We start from the raw sequence: 18,190 nt of genomic DNA, 5'->3' as shown, positions 1-18,190 counted from the left end.
AACGGTGGTCTGAGCCTCGCTCACAGATGTCGGTAGACGTCCTCCAGGCTCAGGCCCTTGGCCAGCATCATCACCTGCAGGTGGTACAGCAGCTGGGAGATCTCCTCGGCGGCCTCGTCGTTCGACTCGTACTCGGCGGCCATCCACACCTCGGCCGCCTCCTCGACGATCTTCTTGCCGATCGCATGCACTCCGCGATCCAGCTGTGCGACGGTACCCGATCCCTCGGGTCGCTCGAGCGCGGTGGCGCTGAGCTCGGCGAACAGTTCGTCGAATGTCTTCACGATTCCAGGCTAGCCGCTCGCGCGCGCTCGCGAAGACCGATGACCGCGGCCTCGATGTCGCGGGCGCCGTAGACCGCCGATCCCGCGACGAACGTGTCAGCGCCCGCGGCCGCGGCCTGGGCGATCGTGTCGTCCGAGATGCCGCCGTCGACCTGCAGCCAGACGTCGGATCCGCGCCTGCGCGCCTCGTCGTGCAGAGCGCGCAGCTTCGGCATCGTCTCGGGCATGAAGCCCTGGCCGCCGAACCCGGGCTCGACCGTCATCACGAGGATCTGGTCGAACTCGTCGAGGATGTCGTACAGCGACTCCCCCGCCGTTCCCGGCTTGATCGCGATGCCCGCACGTGACCCGATCGCACGCAGGCGCCGCGCGAGGGCCACCGGGTCGGCGGCGGCCTCGAGGTGGAAGGTCACGCTCGCGGCTCCCAGGTCGGCATAGCCCGGTGCCCACCGGTCGGGGTCGTCGATCATCAGGTGCACGTCGAGCGGGATGGGGCTGGTCGCCTGGATCCGCTCCACCATCTGCGGGCCGAAGGTGAGGTTGGGGACGAAATGGTTGTCCATCACGTCCACATGCGCGAAGTCGGCGGTCGCGATGCGGGCGAGCTCGGTCTGCATGTTCGCGAAATCCGCGGCGAGGATGCTCGGATTGATGCGCGGTGCGGCGGGGAGGGTCACGAGGTGGTCCTTTCCGGATCGGTGCACTGCAGCAGCGCGAGGAACATGGCGTCGGTGCCGTGCCGGTGCGGCCACAGCTGCGCGCTGCCGGCGCCGGGGCCGTCGCCGCGCGGGGCCAGATCGATGGGCGTCCGGGAGATGCCGGTCATCACCTCACGCGCGTCGAGCTCGACGATGTCGTCGCGACGGCGAAGGATCTCGGCGACGATGCCCGTCGTCTCCGCCAGATGCGGCGAGCAGGTCGCGTAGCCGACGATCCCGCCGGGCTTCACCGCGTCGACGGCGGCGTCGAGCAGCTGCATCTGCAGCTCCACGAGCTCGGCGACGTCCTCCGCCGACTTGCGCCAGCGGGCCTCCGGGCGCCGGCGCAGCGCACCGAGACCGGTGCAGGGCGCATCGACGAGGATCCGGTCGAAGGACGCCGGATGCTGTGCCGCGAACACGCGGCCGTCCTGCTCGTGCACGGGCACGTCGATCGGCAGGGGACGCACGGCATGCCGCACGAGCCCGGCGCGAGCGGGAACGACCTCGTTCGCCTCGAGCTCAGCCCCCGATTCGAGCGCGAGCGCGGCCAGCATGGCCGTCTTCCCGCCGGGCCCCGCACACAGATCCAGCCACCGCTCCCCCGCGCGCACCGGCGCCGCTGCGGCCAACGCCAGCGCGACGAGCTGCGAGCCCTCGTCCTGCACGCGGACGGTGCCGCCGGAGTCGGAGATCACCCGGCGCGGGTCGCCGCCCGGCGACCCGAACGCGGTGGCCGCGTACGGGCGCCGTGGGGTGCCCGCCTCGGCGAGACCGGGGAGCGCGGCGAGGGTGACCTCGGGCGCATCGTTGTCGGACGCCAGCAGAGCGTCCAGCTCGTCCGCTCGGCTCTCGGCGGCGAGGGCGCGGCGGAGGGCGCGGATCACCCACACGGGATGTGCGGTGCGCAGCGCGAGACGCTCGTCGTCCGAGCGCGCGCCGGCTTCGATCCGCTGCTGCCAGGTCTCGGCGTCGTCCCGCCCGATCCGGCGCAGCACGGCGTTCGCGAACCCGGACGCCCCTCGCCCGGCCTCGGCCGCGACCAGCGACACGGATTCGTTCACCGCCGCGTAGGCGGCGACGCGCGTGGAGAGCAGCTGGTGGGTGCCGAGGCGCAGGGCGTCGAGCACCGCGGGGTCGATCTGCTCGACGGGCCGGCCGGCCGCCTCCGCGATGATCGCGTCGTAGGTGCCGCGGCGACGCAGGGTGCCGTATGCGAGCTCGGTGGCGAGCCCGGCATCCTGCGGATTCAGGTTCGCTTCGACGATCAGCTTCGGCAGCAGCAGGTTGGCATACGCGTCGTCGTCCGATACGGCGCGCAGCACGTCGTAGGCGACCCAGCGGGCGGCCTGGATCTTCGGCGCGGTCACGATCCGAGCCTCACTGTTCCGGCATCGCGCATCCCGCGCCACCAGTCCGCGGCATCCATCGCTCCCTTGCCCGCCGGCTGCACGCGGGTGACCGCGAGCGGGGTCGTGCCCGTGCCGACGAACACGGCGGTCTTGGTGCCGTGCAGCAGGCCGGGGTCCAGGTGCGGTGCGTCTACCGGCGCCGGCGCCGCACCGAGGATCTTCAGCCTGGCCCCGGCGAGTGTCGTGTGCGCGCCGGGTTCGGGGGTGACGCCCCGGTAGCGCGCGTACACCTCGTCGAGTGGTGCGCTCCAGTCGATCGCGCCGTCGTCGAGGGTGAGCTTCGGGGCGAGGGTCGGCTCTCCCTCCTGCGGGTGCGCCTGGGCCGTCCCGGCGGCGATCCCGGCGACGACGTCGGCGGTGAGCGAGGCCCCGTCCTCCGCGAGCAGGTCGAGAGCGACGTCAGCCGTGGCGTCGTCCGGCACGGCGACGGAGCGCATGGCGAAGACGTCCCCGGCGTCGAGTGCGGGCACGAGCTGGAACACGGCGACGCCCAGTTCGGCGTCGCCGCCGATCAGCGCCCGCTGCACCGGTGCGGCGCCGCGCCAGCGCGGCAGCAGCGAGAAGTGCAGGTTGATCCAGCCCTTCTCCGGCGTCGACAGCAGCGGTTCGCGCACGATGCCGCCGTAGGCGACGATCACGCCGAGCTCGGCGTCGAGAGCGGCGATCTGGGCGGTCGCCTCATCATCGAGTCGCGCGGTCTTGATGACGCGCAGTCCTAGCTGCTCGGCGGCCGCGGCGACCGGCGACGGGGTCAGCACGCGCCTGCGCCCCAGCGGGGCGTCGGGGCGAGTGACGACGGCCGCGATCTCGTGCTGTGCGGCGAGGGCGCGCAGGGTCGGTACGGCGACGGCGGGGGTGCCTGCGAACACGAGGCGCATGGAAGGTTCTCCGGTCGGTCGAGCTGGTTCGGGTGATCAGATGTCGGGTTCGAGGATATCGAGATGCACCGAGAGGGGGATCCGCTGGCGCCCACGGCCGCGCCGGCTCTGCGCGGCGTCGGCGACGACGCTGGCGCGCAGCGTGTCGGCTACCTCCTGGCCGGCGGCGTACGGGAAGCGCACGAGTGCGCGCACGCGACCCTCCTCGTCGATCGGCACGGGTCCGAGCACGGCGTCCGCCGGGATGCCGATGCCGCCGAGCGCATCGAGCGCCCCGCGCACCGAGGCCGGGATCCCCTCGAGCTGCGCGAACCGGGCCGTCGGGGGCATGTGCAGCGGCATCCGCGCCTCCAGCTCGGAACGGGCGTACGCGGCGGCCGACCAGGTGGCGAGAGCGCGGGCCACGGGACCGTCTACGCCGACGAGGTGCACGGGTGCTCCGGGGGCGGCGAGGGCGGCGGCGTTCGCCCACCAGCGCAGGCACGACTCGCCGATCCGCAGCTCGGGTGCCTGCAGCATGCGTGCGCCGTCGAGCAGAATGACTGCCCGGTAGCCTCCGTCGGCGACCGGCTCGGCACCGCGGGTGGCGACGACCAGCGCCGGACGACCGTCGACGTGCTGCACCGCGTGCGCACCGTCGGAGACGATCACCCGCACGCCGGGGAACGCGCGGCCCAGCTCGTCGGCGGTGCGCTCCGTGCCCGATGATGCCAGCTGCACCTGGTCGGACGAGCACTCGACGCAGCGCCAGGAGTGCGCGGAGCGCCCGCACCACCCGCACACCGGAACGGCGCCCCGGCGTCGGGCGCCGAGCGGCCCGCCGCACTCCCGGCACCGGGCGGGATGCCGGCAGGAGGCGCAGACGAGGGTCGGGGCGAACCCGGGGCGGGCGACCTGCACCAGCACGGGGCCGTCTGCGGCTGCGGCGCGTGCGGTGGCGAAGGCGCTCGAGGGCACCCGCTGGCTGATCGTGCGCTCGAGCTCCTGCGGGGTGCTCAGCCGCACGTTCGGGATCACGCGGCGCGACGCGGTGATCTCGCGCAGCCAGGAGTGCTGCACGAGACGCTCCACGTCGGTCGAGCGGGTGTGCGCGACGAGCAGCAGCGCGCTGCCCTCCTGCTCCTGCCGGAGCAGGGCCGCGTCGCGGGCATGCACGTACGGCGCGAGCGGTTCGGCGAGCAGCGGGTCGGAGTCGTCCCAGATCGCGACGAGCGCGGCGCGAGCCGGTGAGTAGACCGCCGAGCGGTTGCCGACCACGACGCAGGGCGCCTCGTCGAGCGTCCGCAGGAATGCGCGGTAGCGGTCGGGGTTCGTCTGCCTCGCGTCATGGCGTGCGATCGCCGCTGCGGGCACGAGCTTCTCGAGCGCCGCGAGCAGCAGCTCCTGGTCGCGGTAGTCGGGCACCACCAGGATGCTCGATCTGCCGTCCGCGAGTTCCCGGGCGGCGGCGGAGGCCAGCAGCGTCGCCCATCCCGGCTCCGAGCCGCTCTGCACCGGGATCGCCTCGACGGCCGCCCGGCCCGACTGCGCGAGCACCTCCGCCAGGCCCTCGTAGCGCGTGATGACCTCGTGCGCGCGGGTCACGGCATCCGGATCGACCTCGATCGTCTCCTCGACCGGCGTCCACGCCTTCTCGACCCGCACCTGCCGTTTCGGGATGGCGAGTCGCAGGACGTCGGATGCCGAGCCCGCGGCGCGATCCGCCGCGCGTCGCGCGAGACGGTACAGGCGGTCGGGCATGACCACCGTCGGCGAGACGACGCTCTCGATCTCGGAGAGCGTGCGGGTGGCATCGGGCTCGACGTCGATCTCGACGATGAACCCGTCGACGACGCGACCCGCGGTGCGCAGAGGCGCCTTGATGCGCACGCCCGGCACGACCTCGCCGAGCGTCTCCGGCAGCGCGTAGTCGAACAGCCGGTCCAGCTGCGGCAGCGGTGAGTCGATCAGCACCCGCGCGATGCGCCGCCCCTCCCCCGCGCTGGGCGCCGCCCGCGCGGGACGAGCCTCTGACACGACGACCTCAGAGGCCGGCGGCGCGACGCAGGTCGTCGGCGCGGTCCGTGCGCTCCCAGGTGAAGTCGGGCAGCTCGCGTCCGAAGTGCCCGTAGGCGGCGGTCTGCGCGTAGATCGGGCGCAGCAGGTCGAGCTCCTCGATGATGGCCTGCGGGCGCAGGTCGAACACCTGCGAGATCGCCTCGGTGATGGTCTCGTCCGAGACACGACCGGTGCCGAAGGTCTCGACGTAGAGCCCGACGGGACGAGCGACCCCGATGGCGTACGCGACCTGCACCTCGGCGCGGTCGGCGAGACCCGCTGCGACGACGTTCTTGGCGACCCAGCGCATCGCGTAGGCGCCGGAGCGGTCGACCTTCGACGGGTCCTTGCCGCTGAACGCGCCCCCGCCGTGCCGGGCAGCGCCGCCGTACGTGTCGATGATGATCTTGCGGCCGGTGAGACCGGCGTCGCCCTTCGGGCCGCCGGTGACGAAGGGACCGGCGGGGTTGATGTAGTACTTCAGGTCGTCGGCCAGGTCGAGGCCGGTCTGCTCGAGGACCGGGTCGATGACGACGGCGCGCACGAGCTGCTTCAGCTCGTCCTGGGAGATGTCGGGGTGGTGCTGCGTCGACAGCACGACGGCGTCGACGGTCTTCGGGGTGAAGCCGTCGTAGCCGAGCGTGACCTGCGTCTTCCCGTCCGGACGCAGGAAGTCGAGCTCGCCGGAGCGGCGGACCTCGGTGAGGCGCTCGGCGATGCGGTGCGCGGTCCACGCGGCCATCGGCATGAGCTGCGGGGTCTCGTTGGTCGCGAAGCCGAACATGATGCCCTGGTCGCCCGCGCCGAGCAGATCGCGGGGATCGGTCGATCCCCCGTCGCGCTGCTCCTGAGCCTGGTCGACGCCGTTCGCGATGTCGGTCGACTGCTCGCCCACCGAGATGCTGACACCGCACGACGAGCCGTCGAAACCGGTGTCGCTCGAGGTGTAGCCGATGCCGTTCACGACGTCGCGCACGATCGTCGGGATGTCGACGTAGCCCTCGGTGCGGATCTCACCGGCGACGTGCACCAGGCCGGTCGTGACGAGCGTCTCGACCGCCACGCGCGAGTCGCGGTCGACCGTGAGGAGTCCGTCGAGGATGCTGTCGGAGATCTGGTCGCAGATCTTGTCGGGGTGTCCTTCGGTGACGGACTCGGACGTGAACAGGCGCAGCGCGCTCATCGGGGCTCCAAAGCGGGGTCGTGGGGCGGAGCCGGTGACGGCTCGACGCCAGTGTGCATGAAGCCGCCGACATCCTGAGGAGGACGTCGGCGGCTCACAGTGCGAAGGCGATCACTCAGCGTGACGGATGCGCAGCTTGTCCTCGTTGATCTCGTGCAGGGCGATCGTGAGGGGCTTGTCCTCGACCGACGAGTCGACGAGCGGGCCGACGTTGTCGAAGAGGTTCCCCTCGTGCAGGTCGGAGTAGTAGTCGTTGATCTGACGCGCGCGCTTCGACGCGTAGATCACGAGCTCGTACTTCGACGAGACGCGCTCGAGAAGGTTGTCGATGGGCGGGTCGATGATGCCGTTGTTGTGTCCGGCCATGGTGGACCTCCTGGTCAGGCGACGGTGGCGTCGGGGGTGACGAGCTGTCGCGAAATCGATGCGGCGCGCAGCCTGAGGGCTCAGGGAGCCGAGCGACGCGCAGAGTCTGTGGCCAATTCTACGACCTCTTCGGCCGCCGTGGCGACGTCGGCGTTCACGACGAGGTAATCGAACTCGTTCTGCGCGGCCAATTCCACCCGCGCGGTGCGCAGCCGACGGGTGCGTTCCTCGGCATCCTCGGTGCCTCGGCCGAGGAGACGCTGCACGAGCTCGTCCCAGCTCGGGGGCAGCAGGAAGACGAGGGATGCCGACGGCTCGGCTGCCCGCACCTGCCTGGCGCCCTGCAGGTCGATCTCGAGCAGCACGGTTCTGCCTTCGGCCAGCGCCGCGTCCACGGGCCCGCGCGGCGTGCCGTAACGGTGCTTGTTGTGCACCACCGCGTACTCGAGGAGCTGCTCGTCGCCGATGAGACGGTCGAACTCGGCGTCGTCGACGAAGTAGTAGTGCACTCCGTCGACCTCGCCGGGGCGCGGCGCGCGCGTGGTGGCCGACACCGAGAGGTGGATCTCGGGGTGGGTCTCGCGGATGCGGGCGGCGACCGTCCCCTTGCCGACCGCGGTGGGGCCGGCAAGCACCAGCAGGCGGCTGCGGGCAGGGCGCGGGTGGTGCGGCGGGAAGCGCTCGTCGAGCCAGTCCCCCAGCGCGCCGCGCTGGCGGACGCCGAGTCCGCCCAGCCGCTTGACGGGCGCGATGTGCAGCTCGGCGAGCACCCGGTCGCGCTTGCCGGCGCCGATCGCGGGCAAAGCCATCAGGAAGTCGGTGACCCGCATGGTGGCGGCGTCGGAGTCGGCATCCTCGCTCGCCTGGCGCAGCACGCTCTGCGGTGCCACGACCCGCGTGCTGAGGTCGCGTTTGAGTGCGGCGCGCGCACGGCGGCGCTCGAGCGCACGCCGGGAGGCGGCGACGCGGTCGACGTCCGGGACGGCGGGTCGTTCAGCCACGCAGGACCTCCTGATATCGCTGATTGCGGATGCTGATCGTCTCGGCGATGCCCGCCGCACCCATGCTCAGGATGCTGCGGCTCTCGCTCGCGAGCACGTTCGCCGCGACCGGACCGAATCGCGCGGGGAGGTCGGCCTCGGTCGCTCCCTGCGCTCCGAAGCCGGGCGCCAGGATCGGCGTGCCGGCGAGGATCTCGTCGCCGATGCCGACCTCCGCGCGGTCCACCGTCGCGCCGATCACGACGCCGACCGGGCCGAGCGAGCCCTCGAAGGCCGCAGAGCGGTTGACCCAGGTGACATCGCGGGTGACGCGCGCGGCGACGGTCTGCTCGTCGCCGCCGGCCACATCGACCGTGCGGGCGGTCTGCAGCGCGGCCGCCTCGGGGTTGCTCGTCGCCGCGAGCACGAACACGCCCTTGTCTGCCCTGACGGCGGTGGTGAGCGTCTCACGCAGCGACTCGGGTCCGAGGTACGGGCTGATCGTGACCGCATCGGCCTCGAGCGGCGAGCCCGCCTCCAGCCACGCCGCCGCGTAGCCGGCCATCGTCGAGCCGATGTCGCCGCGCTTGGCGTCGGCGAGCACGATCAGCCCGGCATCCCGCGCGGCCGCCATGATGTCCTCCAGAGCGGCGTAGCCTCGCGACCCGAAGCGCTCGAAGAACGCGACCTGGGGCTTGACGACGGCCGCTCGGCCCGCCGCGGCATCCACCACGGCGAGTCCGAACGAGCGCAGTCCGTCGGCGTCCTGCGCCAGGCCCCACTGGTCGAGCAGGGCAGCGTGCGGATCGATGCCGACGCACAGCGGACCGAAGCGGTCCATCGCCGCCCGCAGGCGCGCTCCGAACGATTCGGTCATAGAGCGGCCTCGCGGTCGGCTGCGTACTCCTGCAGGCTGCGCACCCGGAAGCCCTCCTGGGTGGCGTCCATGCCGGTCACCGCAGCACCGAGCACGGCCATCGTGGTGAACAGCGCCTTGTCGGCGGCGACGGCCGCGGCGCGGATCTCGTACCCGTCAGCACGCGCGGCGCCGCCCGACGGGGTGTTCACGACGATGTCGATCTCCCCGTCGTTGATCAGATCGACGATGTTGCGCTCGCCGTTCTCCTGCGTCTCGCTGTACTTGGCCACGACCCGAGCCTCGATGCCGTTGCGGCTGAGGATCTCCGCCGTTCCCTCTGTCGCGACGAGCGTGAATCCGAGCTGCTGCAGGCGGTGCGCCGGGAGGATGACCTCGCGCTTGTCGGCGTCGGCGACCGAGATGAACACGGTGCCCGAGGTCGGCATCCCGCCGTATGCGGCGGACTGGCTCTTCGCGAACGCGGTCGGGAAGTCGCGGTCGATGCCCATGACCTCACCCGTCGAGCGCATCTCGGGACCGAGCACCGAGTCGACGACCTTGCCGTCGTGGGTGCGGAACCGCTTGAACGGAAGCACCGCCTCCTTCACGGCGACCGGTGCGCCCAGCGGCACCCGTGAGCCGTCCTGCGCGGGCAGCATGCCCTCGCCGATCAGCTCGGCGATGGTCGCTCCGGCCATGATGCGGCTCGCGGCCTTCGCCATCGGGATCCCCAGCGCCTTCGACACGAACGGCACGGTGCGGCTGGCACGCGGATTGGCCTCGATCACGTAGAGCACGCCGGCGCTGATCGCGAACTGCACGTTCAGCAGGCCGCGCACGCCCACGCCCTGCGCGATGGCCAGGGTCGCCGTGCGCACACGGTCGATGTCGGTGCGGCCCAGCGACACCGGCGGCAGGGTGCAGCTCGAGTCGCCGGAGTGGATGCCGGCCTCCTCGAGGTGCTCCATCACGCCGCCGATGTACAGGTCGGTCCCGTCGTACAGCGCGTCGACGTCGAGCTCGATCGCGTCGTCGAGGAAGCGGTCCACGAGCAGCGGCTTGCCCTCTTCGATGATCACCTCGCCCGCGGTGCGCACGAAGTAGTCGCGCAGCGACGGGGTGTCGTAGACGATCTCCATGCCGCGCCCGCCCAGCACGAAGCTCGGACGCACGAGCACGGGGTAGCCGATGTCCTCGGCGATCCGGACGGCGCCGTCGACGTCGATCGCCGTGCCGTTGCGGGGCGCGACGAGACCGGCGTCGTCGAGCAGGCGGGCGAACAGCTCGCGCTCCTCGGCCAGGTCGATCGCGGCGGGGCTGGTGCCGAGCACGGTGTAGCCGGCCGCCTCGATGCCCTTCGCGAGTCCCAGGGGCGTCTGCCCGCCGAGCTGGCAGACCACGCCGAGGATGGTGCCGCTGGCGGCTTCCGCGTCGAGCACCTCGAGCACGTCCTCCAGGGTCAGCGGCTCGAAGTAGAGGCGGTCGGAGGTGTCGTAGTCGGTCGAGACCGTCTCCGGGTTGCAGTTGACCATGACCGTCTCGTACCCGGCATCCGACAGCGCGAACGATGCGTGCACGCACGAGTAGTCGAACTCGACGCCCTGGCCGATGCGGTTGGGACCCGAGCCGATGATGACGACCTTGGTGCGCTCGCTCGGCGCGACCTCGGTCTCGAAATCGTAGCTCGAGTAGTGGTACGGGGTGAGCGCCGGGAACTCGCCGGCGCACGTGTCGACGGTCTTGAAGACCGGGCGCACGTCGAGTCGGTGACGGATGCCGCGAACCTCGGCCTCGTCGAGGTCGCGCAGCTGCGCGATCTGGGCGTCGCTGAAGCCGTGCTCCTTGGCCAGGCGCAGGGTGGCGCGGTCGAGCTCCGCAGCACCGGCGACGGTGTCGGCGACCTCGTTGATCAGCACGATCTGGTCGAGGAACCACGGGTCCATCGCCGTCGCGTCGAAGGCCTGCTCGATCGTCGCGCCCTTGCGCAGCGCCTGCTGCAGCACGACGATGCGTCCGTCGGTCGGGGTCTTCGCGATCTCGAGCAGCTCGTCGACCGTCCGGCTCTCGGTCCCCCAGTGGAAGCTGGAGCCGCGCTTCTCGAGCGAGCGCAGCGCCTTCTGCAGCGCGGTCGTGTAGTTGCGGCCGATGGCCATCGCCTCGCCGACCGACTTCATGGTGGTGGTCAGGGTGGCGTCGGCGGCGGGGAACTTCTCGAAGGCGAACCGGGGAACCTTCACCACGACGTAGTCGAGGGTCGGCTCGAAGCTCGCCGGCGTGACCCCGGTGATGTCGTTCGGGATCTCGTCGAGGCGGTAGCCGAGCGCCAGCTTGGCGGCGAGCTTCGCGATCGGGAATCCGGTCGCCTTCGACGCCAGGGCCGACGAACGCGAGACGCGCGGGTTCATCTCGATGACGATGATGCGCCCGTTGGTCGGGTCGACGGCGAACTGGATGTTGCAGCCGCCGGTGTCGACACCGACCGAGCGGATGATGTCGATCGAGATGTCGCGCATCTTCTGGTACTCGCGGTCGGTGAGGGTGAGCGCCGGGGCGACGGTGATCGAATCGCCGGTGTGCACGCCGACCGGGTCGACGTTCTCGATCGAGCAGACGACCACCGTGTTGTCGGCGGTGTCGCGCATGAGCTCGAGCTCGTACTCCTTCCACCCGAGGATCGACTCCTCGAGCAGCACCTCGTTGGTCGGCGAGTCGTGCAGTCCCGCGCCGCCGATGCGGCGGAGGTCGGTCTCGTCGTAGGCGAAGCCCGAGCCCAGGCCGCCCATCGTGAACGACGGGCGCACCACGAGCGGATAGCCGAGCTCTGCGGCACCCGCGATCAGCTCGTCCATCGTGTGGCAGATGACCGACTTCGCCACGTCGGCGCCCGCCTCGATGACGAGCTCCTTGAACACCTGGCGGTCCTCACCGCGACGGATCGCGTCGACCTTGGCGCCGATCAGCTCCACGTCGTACTTCTCGAGGATGCCCCGCTCGTGCAGCGCCATGGCCGCGTTGAGCGCGGTCTGGCCGCCGAGGGTGGGCAGGATGGCATCCGGCTTCTCCTTGGCGATGATGGTCTCGATGACCTCGGGAGTGATCGGCTCGATGTAGGTCGCATCGGCGAAGTCCGGGTCGGTCATGATCGTCGCCGGGTTGGAGTTGACCAGGATGACGCGCACGCCCTCCTCGCGCAGCACGCGGCACGCCTGGGTTCCCGAGTAGTCGAACTCGCAGGCCTGACCGATCACGATCGGACCCGAGCCGATGACCAGGACGGAGTTGATGTCTTCACGCTTCGGCATCAGTTGGCGCCCTTCTTGTTCGCGATGACGAGTTCGCGGAATCTGCTGAACAGGTAGTGGGCGTCGTGCGGACCCGCCGCCGCCTCCGGGTGGTACTGCACCGAGAAGGCCGGGATGTCGAGCGCACGAAGACCCTCGACCACCTGGTCGTTGAGCCCCACGTGGCTCACCTCCACCCTCCCGTAGCCCTGCGGGCTGTCGAACTCGCCCTCGAGCGGTGCCGCGACGGCGAAGCCGTGGTTGTGCGCCGTGATCTCGACACGGCCGGTGGCCTTGTCGATGACCGGCTGGTTGATGCCGCGGTGACCGAAGGTCAGCTTGTAGGTGTCGAGCCCCAGCGCCCGCCCGAACAGCTGGTTGCCGAAGCAGATGCCGAAGTACGGGATGCGCGCGTCGAGCACCTGCCGCAGCACGGCGACCTGCTCGTCCGAGGCGGAGGGGTCGCCGGGGCCGTTCGAGTAGAACACGGCGTCGGGCGAGGTCGACGAGATGTCCTCGAAGCTCGCGGACTGCGGCAGCACGTGCACGTCGAAGCCGAGGGCGGCCAGGTTGTCGACGGTGGACTGCTTGATCCCCAGGTCGATCACGGCGACGTTCCCGATGCGCTCGGTGGTGGCGGTGATGACGACCGGCTCGGAGACCGAGACCGTGGCCGACAGGTTCTGTCCGGCCATCTCCGGCGCAGCCGTGACCTGTCGCAGCTGCTCCTCGGCGTCCGAGGTCGCCGCGTCGCCCGAGAAGATACCGCCGCGCATGGATCCCGTGTCGCGGATGCGACGCGTGAGGGCGCGGGTGTCGATTCCGCTGATCCCGACGATGCCCTCGCGCACGAGGGCGTCATCGAGCGTCTCCTCCGAACGCCAGTTCGACACCCGGCGTGCGGGGTCGCGCACGATGTAGCCGGCGACCCAGATGCGCGACGACTCCTGGTCCTCGCGGTTCATGCCGGTGTTGCCGATGTGCGGCGCGGTCTGCAGCACGATCTGGCCGGCGTACGACGGGTCGGTCAGCGTCTCCTGGTAGCCAGACATGCCGGTGGCGAACACCACCTCGCCGAGCGTCGTGCCTCGGGCGCCGTATGCGCGACCTTCGAAGCGGGTGCCGTCCTCGAGCACGAGCACGGCCGGCTCGGCGGGATTGACAGTGTGCGATGTCACGGGTTCTCTCCGTTCTCCGCGCCGGCGCAGAGGCGCTCGAGCTGCGGCAGGATCTCTGAGGGCCCACTCGAGGTGGGTCGGATGAAGGAATCGACGCGGACGTCATCGGTCGCCCGCCACACGAGGCGGATGAGACCGTCGCGCTCCACGACGCGGTCGATGGCGACGGTCGCCCGGTCTGCGGCGACCAGCCGCGCGGACGACAGGAACACGGTCGGCGCACCGTCGAGGCTGAACGCGACGCCCCGGTCGGTGAGCACGAGCTCGCCCCGAGCGCGGTAGGTCAGCGGTCTCACGGCGAGCCGCTCGAGAGGCTGATCGTGCGCGGTGGTGGCGACGTACAGGATCTCGTGTCTGCCGGTCACGTCGGCATGCTCGGGCACGCCGAGCGGGGCGGTCAGACCGGAGTCCCGCCGCAGGCGCCGGCGCCAGCCGATGAACATCGAGAGCAGGATCAGCGCGGCGACGAGGGCGATGATCAGCGCGGCGAGTTCGCGCGTCACCTCGACTCGCTCCGCTCGCTCAGCACATCGCACTTCGACTCACTGCGCGCGTTCAGCTCCTCGACGAGGGCTCCCCCGTCGACCGTCACGACACCGCCGTGGATGGTCCACTGCACGCGGCCGGGCAGCTCGCGTCCGAGGTAGGGCGAGTTGTGACTGCGCCCGTGCAGATCGGACTCGGTGAACACCCCGGGCACGCTCGGGTCGTACAGGGTGACGTGCGCGGGGCGTCCGACCTCGAGCGCGCCGAAGCCGTCGAGGCGTCCGATGCGGGCGGGGGCGGCGCTCATGACCCGGGCGACGTCGGCCCAGTCGAGCTGGCCGGTGGCGACCATCGACTGATGCACGACGCGCAGCGCGCTCTCGAGTCCGACCATGCCGTTCGCGGCGGCCTGCCACTCGCACGCCTTGTTCTCGGCCGGGTGCGGGGCGTGGTCGGTCGCCACGATGTCGATCGTGCCGTCGGCCAGACCCTCGCGCACGGCCATCACGTCCTCGATGGTGCGCAGCGGCGGGTTGACCTTGTACCGGGCGTCGTAGTCGCGCACGAGTTCGTCGGTCAGCAGCAGGTGGTGGGGGGTGACCTCGGCGGTGACCTGGATGCCGCGCTTCTTGGCCCAGCGGATGATGTCGACCGATCCGGCTGTGGAGAGGTGGCAGACGTGCAGGCGGGAGCCGACGTGCTCCGCGAGCAGCACGTCGCGGGCGATGATCGACTCCTCGGCGACGGCCGGCCAGCCGGTGAGCCCGAGCTCGGCCGACACGACGCCCTCGTTCATCTGCGCGCCCTCGGTCAGACGGGGGTCCTGGGCGTGCTGTGCGATGACGCCGTCGAACGACTTCACGTACTCCAGGGCGCGCCGCATGATCAGCGGATCCCAGACGCAGGAGCCGTCGTCGCTGAAGACGCGCACCCTGGCGCGGGACCCGGCCATGGCGCCGAGCTCGGCGAGTCGCTCGCCCTTCTGCCCGACGGTGACGGCGCCGATCGGCTGCACCGTCGCGTATCCGGCTGCCTCGCCGAGCGCGAGCTCCTGCTCGACGACACCGGCGGTATCGGCGACGGGCTGCGTGTTCGGCATGGCGAACACGGCGGTGAAACCGCCGGCCGCCGCGGCGCGCGTGCCCGTCAGGACGGTCTCGGACGTCTCGAAGCCGGGCTCGCGCAGGTGGGTGTGCAGGTCGACGAGGCCGGGCAGCGCGACCAGGCCCGCAGCGTCGATGACGCGCGCTCCCGAGCGGGTGAGCCCGGTGCCGATCTCGGCGATGACGCCGTTCTCGATCACGATGTCGGCGCTGTCGCGCCCCAGCAGCTGGACGCCTGCGATGACGAGGGTCTGGCTCACTTCACTTCCCCTCTTCGTCGTGGCGCTCGCCTGCAAGCAGCAGATAGAGCACCGCCATGCGTACCGAGACCCCGTTGGTGACCTGCTCCAGCACGGTGGAACGGGGGGAGTCTGCGGCTTCGGATGAGATCTCGAGCCCGCGGTTCATCGGTCCCGGGTGCATCACAATGCTATCGTCCGGCAGGGTCGCCGCGCGCACCGCATCCAGACCCCACAGCCGGGAATACTCCCGTTCAGTGGGGAAATACGCGGCGTGCATCCGCTCGGCCTGGATGCGCAGCATCATGACGGCGTCCGGCCCGGCGGCGAGGGCGGCGTCGAGGTCGTAGAGCACGCGCACCGGCCACTGCGTCACGTTCTGCGGCACGAGTGTCGGCGGGGTGACCAGCGTGACGTCCGCCCCGAGCGTCGACAGCAGCCACACGTTCGAGCGCGCGACGCGCGAGTGCAGCACGTCGCCGACGATCACGACGCGCAGCCCAGCGAGGTCACGGCCGCGGCTGTCGCTGCCGTAGCGGCGCTTGCGGATCGTGAAGGCGTCGAGCAGCGCCTGGGTGGGATGCTCGTGCGTGCCGTCGCCGGCGTTCACGACGCCGGCGGAGATCCAGCCGCTGGTCGCGAGTGTGCGGGGTGCTCCGGATGCCGAGTGGCGCACCACCACGGCATCCGCCCCCATCGCCTGCAGGGTCTGGGCGGTGTCCTTCAGGCTCTCGCCCTTCGAGACGCTGGAGCCCTTCGCGGCGAAGTTGATCACGTCGGCGGAGAGCCGCTTCGCCGCAGCCTCGAACGAGATGCGGGTGCGCGTGGAGTCCTCGAAGAAGAGGTTGACGACGGTCTTGCCGAGCAGCGTCGGAAGCTTCTTGACCTCGCGCGACTGGGTGTCGGCCATGTCCTCGGCGACGTCGAGGATGCGCAGAGCCTGCTTGCGATCGAGGGTGCGGGTGTCGAGCAGATGCCTCATGATTCGATCGTCACCTCGTCGGCACCGTCCAGTTCGCGCAGGCGCAGGTTCACCCGCTCCGCGCGGGAGGACGGGATGTTCTTGCCCACGAAGTCGGGGCGGATCGGCAGCTCGCGATGGCCGCGATCGATGAGGATCGCCAGGCGCACCGCCGACGGGCGGCCGATGGACTGCAGGGCGTCGAGCGCCGCGCGGATGGTGCGGCCCGAGAACAGCACGTCGTCGACGAGCACGACGGTCTTCTGATCGATGCCCCCGGCGGGGATCTCGGTGCGCTTCGGCGCGCGCGTCGGGTGCTTCGACAGGTCATCGCGGAACAGCGTGATGTCGAGGGATCCGACCGGGATCTCGGTGTCGGCGATGCCGGAGATGACCGAGCCGAGCCGCTCGGCCAGCGTCACTCCCCTGGTCGGGATGCCGAGGAGCACGAGCCCGTCGGCGCCTCGGTTGGATTCGAGGATCTCGTGGGCGATGCGCGTCAGGGCGCGTGCTATATCGGCTTCGTGCAGCACAGTGCGTGCAGACAACGGCCACTTCCCTTCTCCGCCTCACAGGACGGTGTTAAAGGTTCGGTGATGGTGAAAGTCTAGCTGAGACCGGGCGGCCCCCGACGCTGCGTGACGTCAGCGCTGTGCTGCAGCGGGCTGGGGCTCTTCCTCGGCGTGGGAGCCGGTCTTGATGACCCGCGAAGCGCGGATGGGGTGCCCCGTCGTCGTCAGGCACTTGCCGGTCTCGAGGTCCCACTTCCAGTCGTGCATCGAGCAGGTCAGTACGCCGTCCTCGATCTTGCCGGTGCGGGTGAGGTCGGCGCGCAGGTGCGGGCAGCGGCGCTGGACCACCCAGTCGTCGATCTCGGCATCCTCGGTCTGGTCGGTCTGCTCCTGATACCAGTTCTCGACGTACTCGATCCGGTCGACCGACAGGCACTTGAGGAAGGTGGTGAGGAACTCGTTGAACTTGCCGCTGCGCCCGACCGAGAACTGCATCGAGAGGAAGATGGAGTTCGACCAGTCGATCTCGTGGTCGCGGATGTTCGTCGAGACGAGGTCGGCGGGAATCGTGTACCAGTAGATGCACTCCTCGCCCGCGTACTCGCGGACCTTCGCCTTGGGGAAGTCGACGACCATGTCCAGCTCGCCGATCTTGAAGCGCACGTTGCCGCCGACGCCGAGGCGGATGGTGCGCGACTTCTTCAGCAGCGGCTCCCACCACTCCTTGATCGCCGCGAGCATCTCCGCCGGGGGGATGACCTCCGCGCGGGTGGCCTCTTCGTCGATGATCTCCTGCTGGCGCGATGCGCGCTGCTCTTCGAGGTAGTCCCACTTCTCGTCGAAGATGTGGGCGATCTCGTCTTCCGAGTACAGGCTCTGCGAGACGTTCATCTCGCCGTGGTTCATCTCCACCACGGTGCCGGGGATGAAGAGGTGACCGTCGTACTTCGGCGCGAGCTGCTTCATGTGCGCCAGGAACTCCTTCTGATCCGTGAAGATCGAGTCGTCGTCCTGACCCTTGCCGTTGAACCGGAAGAGCTCGTCGCGCAGGAACATCGGCGGTCCCGCCATCGGGAACACGTGGGGGGCGTCGACCTTCTCGATGTAGTACATGGCGCGCTTGTTCTGCGCCTCGCGCTTGAGCGCGGCGAACTTCTGCTTGGCGTCCTGGGGCAGGTCGTAGACCATGGGCCACCAGATCGCGCCGGACACCTGGGTGAAGTAGGCCTCGGGCTTGCCGAACGACAGCAGCGCCTCCAGATCGAGCGGGTGCGAGTCGTTCTGGTTGAGGATCGACGCCGTCCCGTCGTCGACGCTCAGCGACGAGTCGCCGATCGGGCCGTCGCTGGGGGCGCGCAGCGGCGTGATCATGATCTTCAGATCGCCGCGCTCGATCACCTGGCCCGCGGGAGCGTAGGTGATGTTGTCGTAGCCGAGCTTGCGGATGTCGACCTCGAGGTCATCGGTGACGTACTCGGGCAGCAGGACCTCGATGTCCTTCGAGATATACCTCTCGAGCAGGTTCGGGTCGAAGTGGTCGCGGTGACGATGCGAGATGTACAGGAAGTCAGCCTCGCGGCCCAGGCGCTCCCAGTCCAGCCCGCGGTTGTCGGGGAACGGGAACCAGGAGCCGTAGAAGGAGGGTCCGAGAACGGGGTCGCAGATGATGTTCCCACCGACCGTCTCGATGAACATCCCGGCGTGGCCGAGTCCCGTGATCCGCATGTCTCTCC

The 18,190-nt window shown here is 70.4% G+C and carries 16 protein-coding genes; all 16 read right to left on the bottom strand.

Going from position 1 to position 18,190, the window contains the following annotated elements:
- Positions 1 to 20: 20 nt before the first annotated feature.
- The gene (locus tag AB0O65_RS07075) at positions 21 to 284 is read right to left on the bottom strand and encodes a phosphoribosyl-ATP diphosphatase (RefSeq protein ID WP_071644477.1); all 264 of its coding nucleotides are present in this window, start codon (positions 282 to 284) and stop codon (positions 21 to 23) included.
- The gene (gene rpe, locus AB0O65_RS07070) at positions 281 to 961 is read right to left on the bottom strand and encodes a ribulose-phosphate 3-epimerase (RefSeq protein WP_071644478.1); all 681 of its coding nucleotides are present in this window, start codon (positions 959 to 961) and stop codon (positions 281 to 283) included. Before rpe ends, AB0O65_RS07075 begins: the two co-directional genes overlap by 4 nt.
- Positions 958 to 2,352 carry a transcription antitermination factor NusB gene (locus AB0O65_RS07065; RefSeq protein ID WP_363383830.1) on the bottom strand — a complete coding sequence of 465 codons (1,395 nt, stop codon included), beginning with the start codon at positions 2,350 to 2,352 and terminating at the stop codon, positions 958 to 960. Before AB0O65_RS07065 ends, rpe begins: the two co-directional genes overlap by 4 nt.
- A complete protein-coding gene (fmt, locus tag AB0O65_RS07060) occupies positions 2,349 to 3,272 on the bottom strand; it encodes a methionyl-tRNA formyltransferase (RefSeq protein WP_363383828.1) in 924 nt (307 codons plus the stop codon). Before fmt ends, AB0O65_RS07065 begins: the two co-directional genes overlap by 4 nt.
- A 36-nt stretch (positions 3,273 to 3,308) precedes the next feature.
- A complete protein-coding gene (locus AB0O65_RS07055) occupies positions 3,309 to 5,288 on the bottom strand; it encodes a primosomal protein N' (protein ID WP_363383826.1) in 1,980 nt (659 codons plus the stop codon).
- Positions 5,289 to 5,295: 7 nt separating this feature from the next.
- Complete coding sequence (metK, locus tag AB0O65_RS07050; RefSeq protein ID WP_071644480.1) at positions 5,296 to 6,492, bottom strand: methionine adenosyltransferase; 1,197 nt, start codon at positions 6,490 to 6,492, stop codon at positions 5,296 to 5,298.
- Positions 6,493 to 6,603: 111 nt separating this feature from the next.
- Positions 6,604 to 6,858, bottom strand: a complete 255-nt coding sequence (gene rpoZ, locus AB0O65_RS07045) for a DNA-directed RNA polymerase subunit omega (protein ID WP_071644481.1) — start codon at positions 6,856 to 6,858, stop codon at positions 6,604 to 6,606.
- Between the two features lie 80 nt (positions 6,859 to 6,938).
- Positions 6,939 to 7,859 carry a guanylate kinase gene (gmk, locus tag AB0O65_RS07040; RefSeq protein WP_363383823.1) on the bottom strand — a complete coding sequence of 307 codons (921 nt, stop codon included), beginning with the start codon at positions 7,857 to 7,859 and terminating at the stop codon, positions 6,939 to 6,941.
- The gene (gene pyrF / locus AB0O65_RS07035; RefSeq protein ID WP_363383821.1) at positions 7,852 to 8,715 is read right to left on the bottom strand and encodes an orotidine-5'-phosphate decarboxylase; all 864 of its coding nucleotides are present in this window, start codon (positions 8,713 to 8,715) and stop codon (positions 7,852 to 7,854) included. The genes gmk and pyrF overlap by 8 nt, the downstream gene beginning before the upstream one ends.
- Entirely contained in the window at positions 8,712 to 11,999 is a 3,288-nt protein-coding gene (carB, locus tag AB0O65_RS07030; protein ID WP_363383819.1) for a carbamoyl-phosphate synthase large subunit, read from the bottom strand. Before carB ends, pyrF begins: the two co-directional genes overlap by 4 nt.
- The gene (gene carA / locus AB0O65_RS07025) at positions 11,999 to 13,156 is read right to left on the bottom strand and encodes a glutamine-hydrolyzing carbamoyl-phosphate synthase small subunit (RefSeq protein WP_071643668.1); all 1,158 of its coding nucleotides are present in this window, start codon (positions 13,154 to 13,156) and stop codon (positions 11,999 to 12,001) included. The genes carB and carA overlap by 1 nt, the downstream gene beginning before the upstream one ends.
- A complete protein-coding gene (locus AB0O65_RS07020) occupies positions 13,153 to 13,659 on the bottom strand; it encodes a hypothetical protein (protein WP_071643669.1) in 507 nt (168 codons plus the stop codon). The genes carA and AB0O65_RS07020 overlap by 4 nt, the downstream gene beginning before the upstream one ends.
- Positions 13,656 to 15,005 carry a dihydroorotase gene (locus tag AB0O65_RS07015; protein ID WP_071643670.1) on the bottom strand — a complete coding sequence of 450 codons (1,350 nt, stop codon included), beginning with the start codon at positions 15,003 to 15,005 and terminating at the stop codon, positions 13,656 to 13,658. The genes AB0O65_RS07020 and AB0O65_RS07015 overlap by 4 nt, the downstream gene beginning before the upstream one ends.
- Position 15,006: 1 nt before the next feature.
- The gene (locus tag AB0O65_RS07010) at positions 15,007 to 15,966 is read right to left on the bottom strand and encodes an aspartate carbamoyltransferase catalytic subunit (RefSeq protein WP_363383816.1); all 960 of its coding nucleotides are present in this window, start codon (positions 15,964 to 15,966) and stop codon (positions 15,007 to 15,009) included.
- Positions 15,963 to 16,493, bottom strand: a complete 531-nt coding sequence (gene pyrR / locus AB0O65_RS07005; protein ID WP_071643673.1) for a bifunctional pyr operon transcriptional regulator/uracil phosphoribosyltransferase PyrR — start codon at positions 16,491 to 16,493, stop codon at positions 15,963 to 15,965. Before pyrR ends, AB0O65_RS07010 begins: the two co-directional genes overlap by 4 nt.
- A gap of 96 nt (positions 16,494 to 16,589) precedes the next feature.
- Positions 16,590 to 18,182 carry a Rieske 2Fe-2S domain-containing protein gene (locus AB0O65_RS07000; protein ID WP_071643674.1) on the bottom strand — a complete coding sequence of 531 codons (1,593 nt, stop codon included), beginning with the start codon at positions 18,180 to 18,182 and terminating at the stop codon, positions 16,590 to 16,592.
- Positions 18,183 to 18,190 lie beyond the last annotated feature (8 nt).

The sequence above is a fragment of the Microbacterium sp. NPDC077391 genome, assembly GCF_040686955.1.
In the GTDB taxonomy this organism is placed as follows: domain Bacteria; phylum Actinomycetota; class Actinomycetes; order Actinomycetales; family Microbacteriaceae; genus Microbacterium; species Microbacterium commune.
Note: the sequence above shows the minus strand (reverse complement) of the source record. Positions and strands in the feature narration are given on the sequence as shown.